The organism is Nocardia lasii, assembly GCF_042658545.1.
GTDB classification, from domain to species: domain Bacteria; phylum Actinomycetota; class Actinomycetes; order Mycobacteriales; family Mycobacteriaceae; genus Nocardia; species Nocardia lasii.
On the sequence record NZ_JBHSQN010000001.1, the window covers coordinates 301,486 to 321,312 of the forward strand.

The window sequence follows — 19,827 nt, forward strand, 5'->3', positions numbered from 1 at the left end:
TCAGAGCACCTCCGGGGCCAGCGAAACGATCTTCATGAAGCGCTTGTCACGCAGCTCGCGGCCGACGGGGCCGAAGATGCGGGTGCCACGAGGATCGTTGTCCGGCTTGATCAGCACGGCGGCGTTCTCGTCGAACTTGATGTAGGAACCGTCGGGACGACGACGCTCCTTGACGGTGCGAACGACGACAGCCTTGACGACGTCGCCCTTCTTCACGTTGGCGCCGGGGATGGCGTCCTTCACGGTGGCGACAATGATGTCACCGATACCGGCATAGCGACGCGACGAGCCACCGAGCACGCGGATGCAAAGGATTTCCTTCGCTCCGGTGTTGTCGGCGACGCGCAGTCGCGACTCCTGCTGAATCACTTCAGCACCTCCTGGACCTGGATGTATACGTACGCCGGATTGCCGACCCGACGCACATGGTCAGTTGCCACCCGCACGCGCGCCTGCCAGCGGAAACGAGCTCCACTGGGGGTTCACTGCCGAGTCGCGGGAACAGAGCTCCCGCAGGCAACCGCTCTAGTGTAGGTGAACCCCCAGGTGGACGGAAATCGGGGTCAGTTCGCCCGGACGGGCGCGAGCTGCCAGGAGCCCTCACCCTCGAGGGTGAGGACCTGGTTGTGGTGTTGGTCGACGGTGCTGCGGTGGGCCACCGAGACGACGATGGTGTCGGGGACCTCGGTGCGGATGAGCTTGTAGAGGGAGTACTCGAGCCCCTCGTCGACGGCGGAGGTGGCTTCGTCGAGGAAGACCACCTTGGGGCGCGCGAGCAGGATGCGGGCGAAGGCAAGGCGCTGCTGCTCGCCCGGGGACAGGATCTTGGCCCAGTCGGCCTCTTCGTCGAGGCGGTCGACGAGGTGACCGAGGTGGACCTTGCCGAGAACCTCGCGCAGCGTGTCGTCGGAGACGTCCTCGGACTTGGCCGGGTATTCGACCGCGGTGCGCAGATCGCCGAGCGGGAGGTACGGGAGCTGGGACAGGAACAGCGTGTCCGTGCCGGCCGGTCGGCCCACCTCGCCGTCGCTGTAGGGCCACATCTGCGCGAGCGCGCGCAGCAGGGTGGTCTTGCCGGTGCCCGAAGCGCCCTTGACGACCAGCGCGTCGCTGGGGACGAGGCGCAGGTTCAGCTCGTCGATGAGCACCTCGCCGTCGGGCTTGCGGACGCCGACCTTGTCGAGGCTCACGGCGTCGTCGAGGTCGACGGCGGCGAGCTTGGGCAGTTCGCGCGATTCCTTGCTGGCGATCAGCAGGCCGTCGAGACGGATGAGCGAGGCGCGGTACTCGGCGAAGTCGTCGTAGGAATCACGGAAGAACGACAGGGAGTCCTGGATCTGACTGAAGGCGGTCGCCGTCTGGTTCATGCCACCCAGGGTGATCTGGCCGCTGAAGAAGCGCGGCGCCTGGATGAGATACGGGAACAGATAGGCGGATTGGGAGACGATGAAGTTCCAGCCGACGAACTGGAGCATCCGGTAGACGTAGGCCCACTGGACCTTGATCACCTCGGCGAATCGACTGAGCAGACCGGCTCGTTCGACACCCTCGCCCCGGTAGAACGCGATGCTCTCCGCCGCGTCGCGCACCCGCACGAGCGCGTAGCGGAAGTTGGCTGTGGTCCGTTCGCGCAGGAAGTTGATCCTGATCAGCGGGCGGCCGATCCAGAACGCGATCACCGTCGAGATCAGGACATAGGTCATCACGATGACCAGCGCGGCCCGGGGAATGGTGACCCCGAGAACGGTCATCGGCCCCGACAGATCCCACAGCACCTTGGTGAAGGACACGACCGAGACGATGGCCGTGACCGCACCGAGGGTCAGCGTGCGGGACTGCACGGTGAACGTGTCGGTATCGGCCTGGATTCGCTGGTCGGGGTTGTCGATCGTGTTGTCGATGAACCGGGTCCGGTAGAAGGCGGCGCCCTGCATCCAGTCGCTGGTGATGCGCTCGGTCAACCAGACGCGCCAGCGGATGTCGAAGGCCAGCTTGGCCCACAGGTACACCAGCTCTTTGACCGTCCAGACGGTGATCAGCAGGGTGAACAGCTTGGCCGAGTTCCAGAAACCGGTCTTGGCGTCGGACAGTGCCGCGTCGTCGCCGGAGTTCAGGGCCGAGGCCGCGAGCTGGAACGAGGCGAACATGTCGTTGCCCCAGTAGCTGAGCAGCACGCTCAATCGCACCGTCAGCAGGGCCATCAGCAACAGGAACGCGGCGAACAACCAGGTCCGCCATGCGCCCGGACCACGGAAGTAGTCGCCGCTGACATGCCAGAACTGCCGACCCCATTTCGTCAGCCTGAGCAGAAGTGCGGCGACGACAACGAAGATCACCGCGGTGATGACGAAGGCGAATCCGAGCCATTTCACGCTCTCGAAGAGCTCGTTGCCCCAGTCCCTTGAAGTTTCCACCGAGCTCCCAATCCCCTGCCGACGTGCCGAAAGTCGGCGCAGTCTAACCCGGTGGGATCGTCGGCGCCGGATGTGTGGGCGGCGCATTCGCGGCGTATCGATTGTCCAGCGATAACGAGGCTAGGTTAGCCTAGGCTGACTTATGCTGGAACTGGCTCTCGGAGGACGCAACATGACTGCTCGAATTTCTCGTGGCTGGCGGCGTGCGGCGGTGGCCGCGCTCGCCGGCGCCCTGGCGTTCGGGGTGGTCGCGTGCGGCTCCACCGAGGACGAGGCCGGTTCCGGCGAGTCGGTGACCATCACCCACGCGCGTGGCGAGACCACCGTCACCGGCACGCCGAAGAAGATCGTGGCGCTGGGTAACCAGTGGCTCGACACCACCCTCGCGCTCGGCGTGACGCCCGTCGGTTACATCGACAATGTGGCGGCCGTGTCCAAGAGCACCCCGCCGTGGCAGCAGGCCGATCAGCTCGCGGGCGGCACCGCGCTCAACACCTCCGGCAGCATCACCGAGCAGGTCGCCGCGCTCGAGCCGGATCTGATCCTGGCCGACCCCTTCATCGCCGCCGATCAGAAGACCTACGACGACCTGAGCAAGATCGCCCCGACGCTGCCCGCCCTCACCAAGGACGCCGTGAGCCCGTGGCAGGACCAGGTCACCGCGCTGGGCAAGGTGCTGCACAAGGAGTCCGACGCGGACGCGGTGATCAAGAAGGTCGACGACAAGGTGGCCGCGATCGCCGCCGCCAACCCCGGCCTGAAGGGCAAGACCTTCGCCAGCACCTGGCTCGCGAGCCCCTCGCAGCTGATGGTGCTGACCGACCCGAACGACGGTTCGGCCAAGGTGTTCACCGCCCTCGGCATGGGCATCCCGGCCAACCTCACCGCCCAGCCCTCCACCGGTGGTCGCCTGGCGCTCTCGCCCGAGCGGGTCGACGAGCTGACCGCCGATCTGCTGCTGGCCGGCTACTCCCCCGGCATGGACGAGAAGTACCGGCAGCTGCCCGGCTACTCCGAGCTGCCGTCGGTGCGCAACGGTTCGGTCACCTTCCTGACCACCCAGGAGATCAGCGCGATCAACCAGCCCACCGCCCTCTCGGTTCCCTACATCCTCGGCAAGCTCGAGCCCTCCTTCGCCGCCGCCGCGAAATAGGTTCCGCACCAACCACGTTCGACCAGCAAGGATTACTCGTGCTCGCCTCCGCGTACCCCGCCCAGACCCGTTTCGCGCTGCGCGCCGGTGTCACCTGCCTGACAACTCCCGCCGGTGCGGTGCTGCTGAACCCACCGCGCAACGAGAAGTTGACCGGGCTGGGCGCGGGGGCGTTGCGCGCGTTGAAGACGTTGAACCAGGGCCCCGCGACGGCGGCCGAGATGGCGACCGCCGCCGCCGGCGACGACATCACCGCCCTGATGCGCAAGCTCACCGACGGCGGCTGGCTGTCGGTGACCGTGCGCGACGGCGGCCGCGACCTCTACAGCATCCGCCCCTTCGCCGATCCGGTCCCGCGTCCCGAGGTGGCGCTGCCCGCCTGGTCGGCCACCCTGTCGAAATTCGCTGTCCTGCACCGTGACAGCCAGGGTTTCGTCCTAGAACACCCCCGCTCGTGGTGTGATCTGCGCATCCACGACCCGCGCCTGCTGGCCCTGCTCGACGGCCCGCTGGCCGCCGACTCCCCCGTGCCCGCCGCCGTGAAGACCCAGTTCATGGCCGACCTGCAGTGGTGCGGCCTGCTGGTCGACGGCGACGAGGAGGAGCGCGAGTTCACCACCCGCTCCTGGAACACCCCCGACCTGTGGTTCCACCGCCGCAGCACCCTGGGCGCGCGCACGGTCACCTGGGACGACTTCGGTCCCACCCGCTGGGCCGAGGGCCAGTTCCCCGAATTGCCCGCTCGCCGTGCGGTTTTCCCCGGTGAAGCAGTGCCGTTGACCAAGCCGGACCTGGTCTCGCTGCGCCTGTCCGATCCGAGCCTGGCCGCCACCATCGAGGATCGCGTGTCCACCCGCGCCTTCGACGAGGCCGCCCCCATCACCTCGAATCAGTTGGGCGAGTTGCTGTTCCGCGCCGCCCGCACCCGCGAGGACGGCTCCCGCCCCTACCCCTCCGGCGGCGGCGCCTACGAGCTCGAGATCTACCCCGTGGTCCGCAACGTGTCCGGCCTGGACAACGCCATGTACCACTACGACTCCACCGACCACGTCCTACGCCCGGTAGCCCCCCTCGACTCCCCCGCCGTGCGCAAACTCCTCAAATCCACCTCGGCCACCCTCGCCGGCGGCGCCGAACCCCAAGTCCTGCTGCTGATCTCGGCCCGCGCCGGCCGCGTCATGTGGAGCTACGAACAGGTCGCCTACGCCAACATCCTCAAACACGTCGGCGTCCTCATGCAGACCATCTACCTTACCGCCACCGCCATGCACCTCGGCGCAGTCGCCCAAGGCTTCAGCGACACCACCGCCTTCGCCACCGCCACCGGCCTCGACGAACTCGAGGAGTGCAACGTGGGGAGCATCATCGTGGGCTCCCCCGCCCGCTGAACGTTCCCCAGTAGCAAAATCGTGCAGTCCGGTAGCGAAACCGCGAAAATGGGCCGGGTCCAGACCCCGCGTGCACGATTTTGCCAATGAAGTGGCCTCGACCCGTCAGTGCGTACTGACGCGGGGGACTTCCAGGCCGTCCGAGGCAACAGCGAGAGTGGTATCATGAATGTTACTATCATTCTTGATACCAAGGGGGTCGGGTGGACTTCATCGGGCGGTGGCGCGAATTGCGGACGCTGGAGTCCGCGTTGGACGGCGTTCGCGCGGGGATCGGGACCTCGAAGCCGGGGCGCTGCCTGATCCTTCGTGGGCGGCGACGCATCGGCAAGTCGGCGCTGGTCGAGGAGTTCACGCAGCTCAGCGAGGTGCCGAATGTCTTCTATACCAGCGAAATCGGTTCCGATCCGTTGGCCGAATTCTCCGAGACCGTCGCGCACTCCTCGCTGCCCGATGCCGAGATCTTCAGCGAGGCACTGCCCGCGAACTGGACTGCCGCACTACGGCAGCTCGCCGGTATTTTGCCCGACAACCAGCCGAGCATCGTCGTTCTCGACGAGTTGCCCTATCTGATGGACGAATCCGGCGCGTTCGAGAGCGTTCTGCAACGGGCGTGGGACCGCGAGCTGTGTCGAAAGCCGGTGCTGCTCATCCTGATCGGTTCCGATCTCGCCATGATGGCCGCACTCACCTCGTACGGTCGTCCGTTCCATCAGCGGGGCACCGAGATGCGGTTGGGTCCGCTCGATCCGGCCGATGTGGCGGCGATGACCGGCACCGACGCGGCAGCCGCCTTCGACGCCACCCTCATCACCGGCGGGTTGCCGATCATCTGCGCGCGGTGGCGATCGGGCGAGGATGTGTGGGATTTCCTGTCGCGGGAGCTGGCCGACCCGGTCAGCCCGCTGATCGTGTCCGCGCAGCTGTCGTTGGCCGCCGAGTTCCCCGAGCGGTCGCTGCCACGGCAGGTCCTGTCCGCGATCGGAAGCGGCGAACGGACCTTCGCCAATATCGCCCGCGCGGCTGGCGGTTTGGCCAACACGAGCCTTTCGCGAGCCCTGGACCTACTGATGGACAAGGGCATCGTGGCGGGCGAACTACCGATCAGCCTGACCCCCTCCAAGGACCGCCGCTACCGCATCACCGACTCCTACCTGCGGTTCTGGCTCACATTCCTCGGCCCCTACCTTCCCGAACTGGATCGCCTGCGCGGCGACCTGACGGTGGATCGGATTCGCCGTGGCTGGACGAGTTGGCGCGGCCGTGCGGTGGAACCACTGATCCGCGACTCGCTGGCCCGCCTCCTCCCGGCCGAAGGTATTCCGTCCGTACCCGCGATCGGCGGTTACTGGACGCGCACCAACGACGTGGAAATCGACATCGTCGGCGCGGACCGCGAACCCGTCGCGAAAGAACTAGCCTTCCTCGGCTCGATCAAATGGTTGGAGAACTCCCCCTTCGACTCCCACGACCTGACCGCCCTACAGAACCACCGTTTCCGCCTCACCGCCGATCCCGTCCCACTGATCGCGATCAGCCGTTCGGGCATCACCACCCCCCACCTCGACGCGGCTTTCACCCCGAATGACCTGCTCAGCGCGTGGCAACCGCGGAGCAGCAAGGAGAAGGCACCACAGATCCCCACTGCCTGACCGGACTGGGCTCGGCCGAGGCGAGTGTGCGCTACGCCGTGCCGTCGGGCCGCCGCGACGCGAGCGGTGATGGTTCGGTCGTGTCGCAGCAGTAGCGACAGGGCTTCGGAATCCAGGACTACCGACCGACGCCTCCATCCCGAACGAACTGCTCGGTTCGTGACAATGGACGACCGACTGCGCGAGGCGTGAGCTCCTCTCCCACAGCGGCTTTCGACTCTGGCAGATATCATGGTCATCAGCTCGATGAAGGGGACTCGATGGCCTATCCGGCTCCGACATTTCAGACAACACCCGCAGAACTTGTCGAAGCCGCGACTGCGGTGAGAACGCTTCTCGACGGTCTTGTCTCGGGGTTCAAATCACTTGATTCCGACGTCACCGCTCTCACCGATCGCTGGAAGGGACGACAGGGCGAACAGTTCGCCGCAGGGTTCGCCGACGTTCGCGACGGACTGTCCGAATTGCTGGACGCAATACGTGACACCACGGTCGCCTTGGACGACAGCGCTGAGGCTTACCTCGGCCAGGAGGGCGCGAACGCCGCTGCTATCGAGGCGGTTGCTTCGAGTCTGGATCTGCCCGGTGTCTCATAGCGTCAACCTGACACAACTCGATGCGGTGATCGCCCGAATGCGTGGCTTCGAAGGGTTTTTCGACGACCAGATCGAAGCGTTCAACACCGCGATCAGCAAGCTGCAGACCGGCTGGGACGGCGATGCTGCCACTGCTCAGGAAACAGCACACCGGCGGTTGATGGCAGCGGCAACGGAGATTCGCGAAGGCGTCGAAGCCATGCGAACTGCCGCACAAGCCGCCCACTCGAACTACACCGAGGCCATCGCCGCCAATGTCGCCATGTGGCGGAGTTGACCCGCCGTGACCGAATTGGATGTCGACCCGGAGCTGTTCTACGACCTCTCCGGTCAGTACAGCTCCGCGAGTCGTACTGCCAGCACCGCACTCTCGACCATGGACACCGAACTGCGTAAAGCGGAGAACATGGCGGGCAACGATCCGCATGGCGTTTCGTGGGGTCGTGGCTATTTCGTCTGCGGTATCGAAGCAACGGTCACTGCAGGCAGGGCAACTGAGGTACTCGCGAAAATGTCGCTCCTGATACGACAGAGCGGAATCAATCACGACCAATCCGAGAACGCAGAAGATTACAACAGCGGGAAATCACTGCCACCGTCGGATCCCGGCTCCAAGACCTTTATCTGCCGCCCATTGAAGTCACCAAAGGGAGGAAAGCGATCCAAACCGGCAGCATGGGATCTCGTCATGTCCCCGGAAACCTGGATCGACGGCAATGCGGACCTCATGGCGCAGGTATCGACGAGTTGGCTCAATACGGCATCCGCCTACGGCACCCTGGATACAGATCTCCGGAAGAAGATGGCGAATCTCAGTGGATCGCAAACCGATGAGATGCCCGATATTCAGGAGTCGCACAATTCGGTCATCAATGCATTCGACACCCTCAGTGACGCAATGCGTAACATCTCCGGGGCGACAAGCGGTTACGGCACAGTTCTCAAGGATGTACAGGAGTATTCCGAGCTACAGCTCAGCCTCCTCTCCGGCGCCATCGGAGCTGACGTGCTGGGTGCGCTCATCGGCGGACGGGCAGTGACACCCGCAGCGAAAAGGTTGGCCGAGGAGCAGATCAAGATCGTTCGGGACCGCATCGAGCTCGCCATGAAGGCCCTCACCCAGGCCGAGTCCACGTGCACTACCACGTTCACGGCCGCTTCGGGCACCGTCCGATACGTCATGACATCGCAGTTCCAACCCGTCTTGGACAAGCAGTTGAAGAACCCTCCGCCGCCCGCGAGCACCGGGACCCAACGGCGCAATAGGCTCGAGGGAGAAAAAGCCGAGGTGCGCGCCGGAATCGATCCGATGAAGACGAAGGAGGCGATTGTCGGTAACTCCGGGAAGCGCCGGGTACCGGATGATCTCGACCATGGGCAGAAGCGCCTGACCGAAGTGAAAAACGTGCAGAACCTGAGACTGACCGATCAAATCCGGGATGATCTGGCTTACTGCGATCAGTATGGATACGAGTTCGTACTGATCACCGACAATAATACCGTTCTATCATCTGACATTCAGAGTTTGATCAGCCAAGGAAAAATCAAGCACGTGAGAATGGACTTCCAAAGTTGACGCCTACCGACGACCGCGCAGGAACCCAGCTATTAGAAGAGTACATCCAATCCGGAGGATACGCTCGCACAATATTCGAGCTTCCACACAAACCAGTCGACAACAGAATAATTTCGGTACTGGCCGCTTGGCTTTCCGAACTCGAAACCCGCTGGCCCGGCGACGAAACCAGTGGACGAGAAATGGCGAGATTGATGATCGCGACGACACTTGGCAACAAAGAGTCACGCAAGTCAGTCGCCATACCGGCACTGATTTCGCAATTCTCCCACGCGAAACCTATCAGCGAGCGTAGCCGATGGGCAGCAGGAAATTCCATCTACGATATTCCGGCTGGAAAAGAGTATTTCGACGAGCTTGCCGGGATCGCGGCGGATCGTGGCTTCGGCCGGAGCCGAGGAATGATCGTCACCTGGCTGGGTAAATCACGTCATCCTAATGCGGCGGCAGTCGCCCTCAGCCTGATCGACGACGAAACTGTCGAAGGAAACGCGCTGGAGGCCCTAGCGAAGATGCGAGTTCAGGGGGTACGTAAGGAGATCGAACCTTTCCTCGACTCCGAGAAGGCCCGGATCCGTCAACTGGCGAAACGGATCCTCACCCACGACCAGAGCTGACTCGCCGCGGTCTCACCACACCGCGCGCACTGCGGTGTGTCCTTCCAGCGGTTCGACGGTGAGTTCGCCACCGGACAGGCCATAGGGCTCCAGCACGCCGATGGCGATCCCGTGCGTGTGCTCGAGATGGACCTCGATACCGCTGGACCCTGTCTCGGGGAGAGCCACATCGGTGACCACCGCGACCGCACGCAAGTCACCGCGCATCCGCGCCAGTGCGGCGAAGAGCGCGGTCTTGGCTTGCTTCGCCTCCGCCACATCAACATCCACAACCTGTACACCGCTTTCGCGATCGACGACCAACCCGAACGGGAAGAACGCGCCTCGGTCTCGCAGATGCGCTTCCGACATGGTCAATGCGGCGTCGAGGAGGTTGTCAACGTCGTCCTGCACCGATTGAGGTGCCTCGTCGCGCCACGACATCGCGGTTCCTTTCTCGCCAGGCGTTACCATCGCTCGAGCACCGGCTATCCGAATCTCTGTCGCGGATGGCTCGTCAGATTCATCGGATTGCTTGTGATCCTTCGAGGCTAACCCACACGGCTCGTCCCCGGATACCCACAGTCGATGTCGTCTGGAGCCGCTAGCCGAGGGCTTCGGTCAGGGCGGTGACGGCTTCGGTCCACAGACGAGCGAAGCGGGTGGCTTCGGCTTCGGTGAACAGGGCGGTGCTCCAGCGGAAGTTGGTGGTGAGGGTGGGGCCTTGGGGGGTGGTGCCGATGCCTGCGATCACGTCGATGGCGTAGCGGAGGGGGAGGTCGGGTTCGGGGTCAAGGGGGAGGGCGGTGTCGTGGGGGCCGACGAGGAGGGACCAGGGGGCGGAGTTGTTGCCGCTGAGGTCGATTCGGCCGAGGTAGTTGAATTCGATTTGGGGTTCGGGGGCGGTGCGGAGTTCGGGGGTGCGGGTGACGTAGCGGAGGAGGCCGTAGTCGAGGCCCTGGTTGGGGATGGTGCGGATGTGTGTGGTGACCGAGTCGAGGAGGGCGCGGGTGGCGGCGGGGTCGGCTTGGGCGCGGGTGATGTCTACGGCGGTGGCGCCGACGCCGAGGCGGATGGGGTAGACGCTGGTGAACCAGCCGAGGGTGTTGGCGGTGTCGGTGCCGAGTTCGGTGTCGGCGCGGCCGTGGCCTTCGAGGGCGATCAAAGCGCCTGCGGCGGGGTCGTTTCCGTTGTCGGCGTGCATCGAGGCCATGGTCATGGCGAGGGCGGTGAGGAGTAGTTCGCGCACGCCCTCGTCCTTGCCGACGTGGTTCAGGAGGCGTTCGGTGACCGCGACGGGGGTTTCGACGGTCTGCACGCGCAGGGTGGACCAGGTGTCGGTGGTGGGGTCGGGGTGGCGGGAGCCGAGGGCGGCGTCGGGCTCGCGGACCTGCGATGCCCAATAGTCCCGCTGGGCAAGGACTTCCGGGGCGTCGGCGCGCTGCCACATGGCTTCGGACCACTGCCGGTAGGAGGTGAACTCGGGCAGCGCCTTCGGGGTGGTGCCCGCCTGGATCTGCTGCCAGGCGGCGGCGAGGGCGTCGAGCATGATGTGCCAGGACACGACGTCCACGGCGAGGTGGTGGACGGTGAGCAGCGCGATATCGCCGGAGGAGGTCGCCGGGAACCGGACCAGGCGCACCAGGTCGCCGGCGCGGGGATCGATGGCGTCGTTGGCGATGCGCGCGAATTCGGTGATGGCGGAGTCGAGTTCGGCACCGGCGAGGCCGGCGGGGGCCTCGAGCACGAGGTCGGTGGCGTTCACGACGCCGGGGGCGCGGGTGCGCAGGCGGGGTCCTTCGGTGGTGTCGGTGAGGACGGCGCGCAGGGTGTCGTGTGAGTCGAGCAGTGACTGGAGGGTGGATTCCAGTGCGGCGCGGTCGATTCCGGTCGGCAGGCGCAGCAGGGCGGCCTGGGTGAAGCGGCGGTAGTTGCCGTATTCGTACATCCAGGAGACGACCGGGAGCGGCGGGACGAGACCGTAGGCGTCGGCACCGGATTGCGCGGCGGGGGCCGGTGCGTCGTCGACGGCGGCGGCGAGTTCGCGAATGGTGGGGCAGGCCAGCACCATTCGTGGGTTCAGGGCCAGGCCGCGGCGGCGGGCCTTGTTGACCAGGGAGATGGCGACGATGCTGTCGACGCCGAGTTCGTAGAAGTCGGCGTCGATGCCGGGGGCGCGGCCGTCGAAGAGTTCGGCGAACAGTTCGCTCAGCGCGATCTCGGTGGGGGTCTCGGCGGCGGCGTTGCTGTCGGCGCTCGACAGGGCCTGTTCGGCGAGTTCGGTGAGCGCGTGGTTGTCGAGTTTGCCGTTGACGTTCACCGGCAGCCGATCCACGACGAGGATGCGCGCGGGAATCATGTAGGCGGGCAGGCGCTGGGCGAGGTCGGTGCGCAGGCGGCTCACGACCACCGCGCGATCGGCCTTGCCGACGACGAAGCCGACCAGCGCGGCGCCCCCGGCGCGACGGACCACGGTGACCGCGGCGGTGTCGATGTCGGCGGAGCGGCGCAGAGCGGTCTCGATCTCGCCGACCTCGATGCGGTAGCCACGCACCTTGACCTGGGCGTCCGCGCGACCGAGGTAGCCGAAGCGGCCGCCGGGCAGGCGGCGCACGAGGTCGCCGGTGCGGTACATGCGCTCGCCGGGGCGGGTGGGGTCGGCGACGAAACGGTCGGCGGTGACGGCAGGTTTGCCGAGGTAGCCGCGCGCCACCTGCACGCCCGAGAGGTACAGCTCGCCGACGATGCCCTGGGGCACCGGGCGCAGCCGGGAGTCCAGGACGTAGCCGACCATGCCGCCGTTGGCGGTGCCGATGGTGGGGATCTCCGAGGTGGCCACGGGCGCGACCACGGCTTCGACAGTGGTCTCGGTGGGGCCGTAGCAGTTGTACACAGCCGTCCCCGGCAGGGCGCGCAGGCGCGACCACAGGGCGGTGTCGATGGCTTCGCCGCCGAGGGCGAGGACCGGGAGTTCGCGCTCGAGCAGGCCCGCCGCCGCCAGCTGGGCCAGCATCGAGGGGGTGGTGTCGATCATGTCGATGCCGAATTCGGCCATGCCGGAGACGATTCGGTGCGCGTCGCGCATCTCGTCGGCGTCGAACAGGTGCAGGGCCTGGCCGGCGAAGAGACCGACCATGGGCTGCCAGGAGGCGTCGAAGCCGAGCGACCAGGCGTGGGCGACGCGCAGCGGGCGGCCGAGGCGGGCCATGGCGGGGCGGTAGAAGCGGTCGAGGTGGTCGGCGAAGTAGCCGGCCAGGGCGGCGTTGGTGCCGACGACGCCCTTGGGTTCGCCGGTCGAGCCGGAGGTGAAGATGATGTAGGCGCTGTGGTCGAGTGCGCGCCGCACGGTGGGAGCCTGGGCGGGGTGGGCCGCGATCCGCGCCAGGACGGTGGGATCGTCGAGAGTCAACACCTGGATGGGTCGTGCGGTCGAGGCGACATCGGAGCCGATCACTGGCGCGAGGCCGTCGACGGACACGGTGGCGAGGGACGTGTTGGTGAGCAGGGTGCGGTCCGCGTCGAGGAGGACGGCGAGGGTCGGGTTCGACTGGCGCAGAATGGATTCGATGCGGGCGGGCGGGAGGGTGGTGTCGACCGGGACGTAGGCGGCGCCTGCGGCGAAGGTCGCCAGGATGGTGGTGATGGCGGTGGTGCCGCGCGGGAGCAGCAGGGCGACAACGGTTTCCGGGCCGACGCCGTGGGTGGCGAATTCGGTGGCGAGGCGGGTGGCGTCGTCGTGGAGGGCTCGGTAGGTGAAGGACTCGCCCGCGGTGGTGGTCAGGGCGAGGGCGTCGGGGGTTTCCGTGGTCTGCTGGGCGAACAGTTCCCAGGGTGTGGCGGTGGGTGCGGGGGCGATATCCGTTGCGGCGCGGGTGAGTTCGGCGTGTTCGGCGGGAGTGAGCAGGTCGATCGCGTCGGTGGTCGCGGTGGGGTCGAGGGTGGGCAGGGTGCGCAGGATGGTGAGCAGGCGGGTGCCCAGGTCGGCGGGGTCGAGGTGGCCGAGCAGGGCGGGGATGGCTTCGACGAGGACGAGGAGTTCGCCGTCGCTCAGGTGAGAGACGACCGTGAGCGGGTAGTGGGCCAGGCTTTCCATCTCGATGGGACGGAACTGGGCGCCGTCGGGGGCGGTGACGGTCTGGATGGCGTCGTCGATGGGGGCGTTCTCGAACACGAACAGGGTGTCGAAGAGGGCGCCGTGCCCGGCGGCGCGTTGCAGAGCCGACAGGCTGAGGTAGCCGATGTCGCGCATGGTGGCCGAATCCCGTTGCAGGCGCGCGCATTGCGCGACCACGGGTTCGGCGGGGTCGAGGCGGTGCACGACCGGGACGGTGTTGATGAACAGGCCGACCATGCCCTCGACACCGGCCAGCTTCTCGGGGCGACCGGAGATGGTGGTGCCGTAGACGACGTCGCGGCGGTCGGTGACGCGGCCGAGCAGCAGGGTCCAGGCGAACTGCACGGCGGTGTTGAGCGTCATGCCGTTGGCGCGCGCCCACTGCTGCAACTGCCCGGTTTCGTTGGTGGACAGGCGAAGTCGGGTGGTCTGCGGCACGGCCGATCCGCGATCGCCGGTGCCGTCGGCCAGCACCAGCGGGGCGCTGACCTGGTCCAGGTACTCGGCCCAGCGGCGCGCGGCGGCGTCGTGGTCCTGGGCGCCGAGCCAGCCGATGTAGTCGCGGTAGGGGCGGGGTTTCGGCAAGCCGTCGAGGGCGCCGCCCTCCTGGTAGACGGCGAGCAGTTCGGTGAAGAACACCGCGACCGCCCAACCGTCCATGAGGATGTGGTGGGCGGTGAGGATCATCCGCTTGCGCGGCGCGGGCGCGTCGGTGACGTCGAGCAGCAGCACGCGCAGGGCGGGGCCGCGACTCAACACGAACGGGACGCGACGCTCGGATTCGGCGATCGAGTCGAATTCGTCTGTCCGCGCGGCACGTTCGGCCCACGGCAGTTCCGCCCGGGACGGGATGATCTGCACCGGCTTGGGCACGTCGGTGTCCCAGAACGCCGCCCGCAGGTTCGGGTGGCGGTCCAGCATGGCCTGGGCGCTGCGGCGCAGCAGGTCGGTGTCGAGCGGGCCGTCGATGTCGACCACGAATTGCATCGTGTACAGGTCGATCTCGGTGCCGGTCAGCCGCGACAGCGAGAACAGCCCCTCCTGCAGCGGGCTCAGCGCGAGTACGTCTTCGATCTGCGGCGCACTCATGCTGTTTCTTCTCGGCATGCTCGGGCGCCCTCCGTGGTGACGCGGGCTGCCTCCTCCGGGCGCTGACCGCTCATGCCGTGTCCTCTCCTAGCTGCTGGATGATGCTGTGCCTTGGCGCCGACCGCACCGAGCGGCCAGCGCCGTGCCGTACCGGCGCCGACTCGCTCATCCCTGTGCGGACCAGGCGGCTGTCAGCGCGGACAGGGCGTCGGCCTCCAACCCGGACGCGGTCATCGGCGCGTGCGAAACCTGCTCCGGCTCTTCGGCACTGGGCTGGTCGGCGGCCGCGTCGACGGCGGCGGCCAGCGCGGTGATCGTGTCGCACTCGAACACCAGCTGCGGGGTCAGCGCCAGGCCGAGTTCCTGGGCGCGGGCCGACCACTGGATCGAGATGACGCTGTCGCCGCCGAGCGCGAAGAAGTTGTCGTCACCGACCACCTCGTCGATCTCGAGGAGTTCCTCGATCAGGGTGATCAGAGTGCGCTCGGTGTCGGAATCNNGGTGCCGGTGGCGATCGCGGCCGGGGCGGCGAGCAGGCGCGCGAGGTCGCCGTCGGGCAGGACGCGCAGATCGGCGACCGGCAGGTCGGGGGTTTCGGCGAAGGCGCGCAGGGTGGCGGCGAGCGCGTCGGCGATCAGCGCGGCGGTGGCGGGGTCGTACAGGTCGGCGTTGACGACCACGCGCACGTCCATGCCGCCCTCGGCCGTCACGTTCAGGCTGAAATTCAGGTCGAGGAACGAGACGTCGAAGTCGGCGGGGATCACGGTGACGGTGCTCGCGCCCGAGGTCGCGAACGGCAGCGTGGTGGGCGCCCAGTCGCCGCCACGGAAGTGAACCATGCTCTGGAACAGCGGGTTCCGCGACCGCGAGCGACGCGGGTTGAGGGCTTCGACCAGGCGCTCGATGGGCAGTTCCTGGTGGGCGTTGGCGTCGAGGACGACCTCACGCGCGCGAATCACGGTGTCGCGCAGGGTCGGTGCGTCCGCGAGGTCGTTGCGCAGCACCACCATGTTGGCGAACAGGCCGATCAGGTTCGTGGTCGACGGGTCGGTGCGGGCCGCGACGGGGGTGCCGAGGGTGATGTCGGTGCCGCCGCCGAGGGTGGTGAGCAGGGTCGCGACGGCGGCCTCGCAGACCATGAACTCCGTTGCGCCACTGCGCTTCGCGAGCTCTTCCAGCCCCGAGCGAACCGACGCGGGCAGGGCGAAGGTGACGACCTCGCCGCGCTTGCCCAGCACCGGCGGACGCTGACGATCGTGGGCCACCGAGATCTCGTCGGGCACATCCGCGAGCCGGTTGCGCCAGAAGTCGAGCTGGGTCAGGGCGAAATCGCTCGGCGCGGACTGTTCGAACAGCTCCCGCTGCCACAGCGCGTAGTCGGCGAACTGGATGGGCAGCGGCGACCACGCGGGGGCGGTGCCCTGTTCGCTGCGGGCGCGGTAGGCGGTGGTGAGGTCGTCGAGGAGCACGCCGAAGGAGGCGTGGTCGGCGACGATGTGGTGCACGAGCAGCGAGAGCACGTGGGTGTTCGCGTCGAGGGCGAGCAGTTCCGCGCGCAGCAGGGGCTCGCCGTCGAGGGTGAAGTGGTAGTCGGCGATCTCGGCCAGCGCGGTCGCGAGCTGGTCGGCGGGGAGTTCGCGGACGGGCAGCGGGACCTCGGTGGCGGGGTGCACGACCTGGTACGGGACGCCGCCGTGCTCGGGGAAGGTGGTGCGCAGCGACTCGTGCCGGGCCACGACGTCGTCGAGGGCGCCACGCAGGGCGACGATGTCGAGCGGGCCCTCGAAACGCAGGGCCAGCGGGAGGTTGCCGACCGAACCGGCGCCCTCCATCCGGTACTGGAACCACATCGCGAGCTGGGAGTACGACAGCGGGATGTGCTCGCCGCGCGGGCGTCCGCCGATCGCGGGACGGTCGGTGCGGGTCGTGGCGACCTGCGCGTTCACGCTGGCATCCGCGCCGTTCGCACCCTGCTCGACAGCGGCGGGTTCCTCGTCGAAGTCCAGATCGACGGCGTCGAGGTCGATATCGAATTCGGCCTGGAAGCGGGCGACCAGGTTCGCGGCCAGCGCGGCCGGGGTCGGGCTGTCGAACACCACTCGCACGTCGAGTTCGACGCCGAATTCGGCGCGGACCTGCGCCACCAGGCGCGCGGCGAGCAGCGAGTGGCCGCCGAGTTCGAAGAAGGAGTCCTCGGCGCCGACCTCGTCGAGGTTGAACAGGCCGCCGAACAGGGCGCAGACCTTGCGCTCGGTCGCGGTCGCGGGGGCGCGGTGGGTGCGCGCGACGGCGGGGGTCGCGGCGGGCAGGGCGCGCTTGTCGAGCTTGCCGTTGACGGTGAGCGGGATCTCGGGGATGACCGCGAAGGCGTTGGGCACCATGAAATCCGGGAGTCCGCTACCGGCGAAACTCTGGATCTCCGCGAGGTCGACGGTGTCGGCGGCGGGCACGACGTAGGCGGCCAGCACCGCGCCGAGGGCGGGGTCCTCGGTCACCACCACGACGCAGTGCGCGACGGCGGGGTGCGCGGCGATGGCGGCCTCGACCTCGCCGAGTTCGATGCGGAAACCACGCACCTTGACCTGCTCGTCGGCGCGGCCGATGAACTCGAGTTCGCCGAAGTTGTTGCGGCGCACCAGGTCACCCGAGCGGTACATGCGCGCACCGGCGGCGGCGGTGTCGACGGCGGGGGCGAACGGGTCGGCGACGAACCGCTGCGAGCTCAGGGCGGCGCGGTCGAGGTAGCCGCGGGCGAGCTGGTCGCCACCGAGGTAGAGCTCGCCGACGACGCCGTCGGGCACGAGCTGGAGCGCGTCGTCGAGGACGTAGGTGTAGACGTTGCGGTTGGGCAGGCCGATCGGCACCACGCCGGTGCCCTGTGGCCCCTCGACGGGCATGTGGGTCGAGCAGACCACGGCCTCGGTGGGGCCGTAGTGGTTGCGCAGTTCGGCCTCGAGGGTGTTGGCGAAACGGTCGGCGACCTCGCCGGGCAGCGCCTCACCGCCGACGGGGATCTGGCGCAGCGAACGCCATTCGCTCACCTCGGGCAGCAGCAGGAAGGTCGACAGCATGGACGGCACCATGTGCAGCACCGTCACCTCGCGCTGGGTGATGAGGTCGGCCACGTAGCGGATATCGCGGAAAGCGTTGGGCTTGGGCACGATCAGCTGCGCGCCGACCGACAGGGTGATGGCGATGTCGACCAGGGAGGCGTCGAAGCTCACCGAGGACGACTGCATCAGGCGGTCGGCGGGGGTCATGTCCCAGTCGGCGGTGAAGCAGACGATGTGTTCGGCGATCGCGTTGTGCGGCACCGGAACACCCTTGGGCTTGCCGGTGGAGCCGGAGGTGTAGATGACGTAGGCGAGGTTCGACGGGCGCAGCGGACGCAGGCGCTCGGCGTCGGTCGGCGCGAGTTCCGACAACTGCGCCGCGGTCTCCTCGGCGGCGGCCAATTCGACTGCGCCGAGCAACAATCGGGGGTTGGCGTCCTCGACGAGGTACTCGATGCGGTCGTCCGGGTAGGCGGGATCGATCGGCAGGTAGGCGCCGCCTGCCTTGAGCACGGCGAGCACGGCGACGATGAACTCCACCGAGGTGCCGAGGCGCAAGCCGACGAGGTCCTCGGTGCCGATGCCCTGGCCGATCAGCCAGTGCGCCAGGCGATTCGCGCGGGCGTGCAGTTGCGCGTAGGTGAGTTCGGCGTGATCGGCGAGCAGCGCGGTGGCGTCCGGAGTGGCGGTGGCGGCCGATTCCAGCAGGGCCACCAGGGTTGTCGCGGGCTGGTCGACGAGGACGCCGTGCGAGCGGTCGAGCAGGGCGGCGCGGTCGGCGGCGCCGAGCATGTCGAGGTCGCCCAGGCGGCGGGTCGGGGTGCGCAGGGCGCTGTCGAGGAGCTGGCCGAAGTGCGCGAGCAGCTGGTCGACGAGGGCTTCGGCGAGCACGTCGGTCTGGTACTCGGCCTCCACCACGGCGGTGCCGTCGTCGTCGAGGACCACGGCCAGGGCCAGCGGCACCTGCGCGCTCGCGGCGCCGAGTTCGAGCTGGGTGGAGCGCACGCCGTCGAGGGCGAAACCGTCGGCGCTCTTGCGCACGGAGAAGCCGAGGCGGACCAGCTGGTCCAGGCCGTCGCGGCCGGCGACACGGTCCGGGTTCGCTTCGCGCACAACACGATCGATACCGACGCCGCGACGCGCGAACGCGCCGGTGCAGGTGTCGCGCACGGCGGCGACGAGGGTGGTGAAGTCGTCGCGGTCGCCGATACCCGCGCGGATCAGCAGGGTGTTGCCGAAGTAGCCGATGAGCCCTTCGGTGCCCGCCGGGCGGTCAGTGACGGGGATGGAGACGAGGAAGTCGTCGGCGGCGGTGTAGCGGTGCACGAGCGCGTCGAAACCGGCCAGCAGCACCATGAACGGGGTCGCGGCCTGCTCGCGGGCGAACTGCTCGGTGCGGGCGACCAGGTCGGCGGGCAGGCGGTGGGTGCGACGCTGGGCGCCGCGACCGGGGTTCGCCGTGGCCGAACCGGGCAGTTCGAGGGGCTCGGGCAGCGGGCGCAGGGCCGTGCGCCAGTAGTCGACGTCGGCCTCGGCCGGTTCGGCGGTGGGGGCGAGCGCGGCGAACTGCACGGTGTCGCCGCCGGTCGGGGTGGTGCGGTAGGCGGCGTTGAGCTCGGCGAAGAACACCGCCCACGAGTCGTCGTCCCAGCAGATGTGGTGGATGGTGAACAGCACGATGTGCTCGTTCGCGCCAGTGCGGATCAGGTCGGCGCGCAGCGGGAGGTCGGTGCCGAGGGCGAAGGGGCGGGCGAACGCGCGCTGGGCCAGCACCTCCACGCGCAGGTCACGGCCCGATTCGGCGAGGTCGGTGAGGTCGTGGACCGACCAGTCGGCGCGGGCGTCGGCGGTGAACACCTGGAACGGGGTGCCCTCGGCGTCGGCGCCGTAGGTGGTGCGCAGGATGTCGTGGCGGGCCACGACGGCGTCGAAGGCGGCGTGCAGGCGGTCGGCGTCGAGGGGGCCGGTGAGGCGGTAGCCGACGCAGATGTTGAGGGCGGTGTCGGCGGCGTCGCGGGTCTGCAGGAACCACATGCGGCGCTGGCCGGGGGTGAGCGGGCGCCGCTCCCCCACCGGAATGCGCGGCACCGCAACGGGTTCGGCGGTGACGGCGGCCATGCCGCGTTCGCGCAGCTTCTGCTGGAGCAGGGCCTTGCGGCGGTCCGCGACGGACAGGGTGGGTTCGGTGTCAGACAT

Annotated in this window: 11 protein-coding genes and 1 pseudogene; 7 read left to right on the forward strand and 5 right to left on the reverse strand. The window is 67.8% G+C overall.

What is annotated here, in order from left to right:
* Both rplN and ACFP3H_RS01505 read right to left on the reverse strand, forming a co-directional pair.
* Complete coding sequence (rplN, locus tag ACFP3H_RS01500; protein WP_043647623.1) at positions 1 to 369, reverse strand: 50S ribosomal protein L14; 369 nt, start codon at positions 367 to 369, stop codon at positions 1 to 3.
* Between the two features lie 194 nt (positions 370 to 563).
* The gene (locus ACFP3H_RS01505; RefSeq protein ID WP_378598356.1) at positions 564 to 2,414 is read right to left on the reverse strand and encodes an ABC transporter ATP-binding protein/permease; all 1,851 of its coding nucleotides are present in this window, start codon (positions 2,412 to 2,414) and stop codon (positions 564 to 566) included.
* A 172-nt stretch (positions 2,415 to 2,586) separates the two neighbouring features.
* Between ACFP3H_RS01505 and ACFP3H_RS01510 the strand changes: the two genes are divergently transcribed.
* The 7 genes from ACFP3H_RS01510 (at position 2,587) to ACFP3H_RS01540 (ending at position 9,396) form a co-directional block, all read left to right on the forward strand.
* On the forward strand, positions 2,587 to 3,567 hold the full coding sequence (locus ACFP3H_RS01510) for an ABC transporter substrate-binding protein (RefSeq protein ID WP_378598358.1): 981 nt from the start codon (positions 2,587 to 2,589) through the stop codon (positions 3,565 to 3,567).
* 38 nt (positions 3,568 to 3,605) lie between these two features.
* Complete coding sequence (locus tag ACFP3H_RS01515) at positions 3,606 to 4,955, forward strand: SagB family peptide dehydrogenase (RefSeq protein WP_378598360.1); 1,350 nt, start codon at positions 3,606 to 3,608, stop codon at positions 4,953 to 4,955.
* 203 nt (positions 4,956 to 5,158) lie between these two features.
* On the forward strand, positions 5,159 to 6,607 hold the full coding sequence (locus tag ACFP3H_RS01520) for an ATP-binding protein (RefSeq protein ID WP_378598362.1): 1,449 nt from the start codon (positions 5,159 to 5,161) through the stop codon (positions 6,605 to 6,607).
* 260 nt (positions 6,608 to 6,867) lie between these two features.
* Positions 6,868 to 7,203, forward strand: a complete 336-nt coding sequence (locus tag ACFP3H_RS01525) for a WXG100 family type VII secretion target (protein ID WP_378598364.1) — start codon at positions 6,868 to 6,870, stop codon at positions 7,201 to 7,203.
* Entirely contained in the window at positions 7,193 to 7,480 is a 288-nt protein-coding gene (locus ACFP3H_RS01530; RefSeq protein WP_378598366.1) for a WXG100 family type VII secretion target, read from the forward strand. Before ACFP3H_RS01525 ends, ACFP3H_RS01530 begins: the two co-directional genes overlap by 11 nt.
* Positions 7,481 to 7,486: 6 nt before the next feature.
* Complete coding sequence (locus tag ACFP3H_RS01535; RefSeq protein ID WP_378598368.1) at positions 7,487 to 8,779, forward strand: putative toxin; 1,293 nt, start codon at positions 7,487 to 7,489, stop codon at positions 8,777 to 8,779.
* On the forward strand, positions 8,776 to 9,396 hold the full coding sequence (locus tag ACFP3H_RS01540) for a HEAT repeat domain-containing protein (protein WP_378598370.1): 621 nt from the start codon (positions 8,776 to 8,778) through the stop codon (positions 9,394 to 9,396). Before ACFP3H_RS01535 ends, ACFP3H_RS01540 begins: the two co-directional genes overlap by 4 nt.
* Before the next feature lie 12 nt (positions 9,397 to 9,408).
* On the opposite strand, the gene ACFP3H_RS01545 is transcribed toward ACFP3H_RS01540, so the two are convergent.
* The 3 genes and pseudogenes from ACFP3H_RS01545 to ACFP3H_RS01555 form a co-directional block, all read right to left on the reverse strand.
* A complete protein-coding gene (locus ACFP3H_RS01545; protein ID WP_378598372.1) occupies positions 9,409 to 9,819 on the reverse strand; it encodes a hypothetical protein in 411 nt (136 codons plus the stop codon).
* 160 nt (positions 9,820 to 9,979) lie between these two features.
* Entirely contained in the window at positions 9,980 to 14,578 is a 4,599-nt protein-coding gene (locus tag ACFP3H_RS01550) for an amino acid adenylation domain-containing protein (RefSeq protein WP_378598374.1), read from the reverse strand.
* Positions 14,579 to 14,743: 165 nt separating this feature from the next.
* Positions 14,744 to 19,827: pseudogene (locus tag ACFP3H_RS01555) on the reverse strand (amino acid adenylation domain-containing protein).

What these genes read in the sequence shown, in the direction of transcription:
- ACFP3H_RS01510 (WP_378598358.1), top strand. Translation starts at nt 2,587, where the DNA reads ATGACTGCTCGAATTTCTCGTGGCTGGCGGCGTGCGGCGGTGGCCGCG.
- ACFP3H_RS01525 (WP_378598364.1), top strand. Translation starts at nt 6,868, where the DNA reads ATGGCCTATCCGGCTCCGACATTTCAGACAACACCCGCAGAACTTGTC.
- ACFP3H_RS01545 (WP_378598372.1), bottom strand. Translation starts at nt 9,819, where the DNA reads ATGTCGTGGCGCGACGAGGCACCTCAATCGGTGCAGGACGACGTTGAC.
- ACFP3H_RS01550 (WP_378598374.1), bottom strand. Translation starts at nt 14,578, where the DNA reads ATGAGTGCGCCGCAGATCGAAGACGTACTCGCGCTGAGCCCGCTGCAG.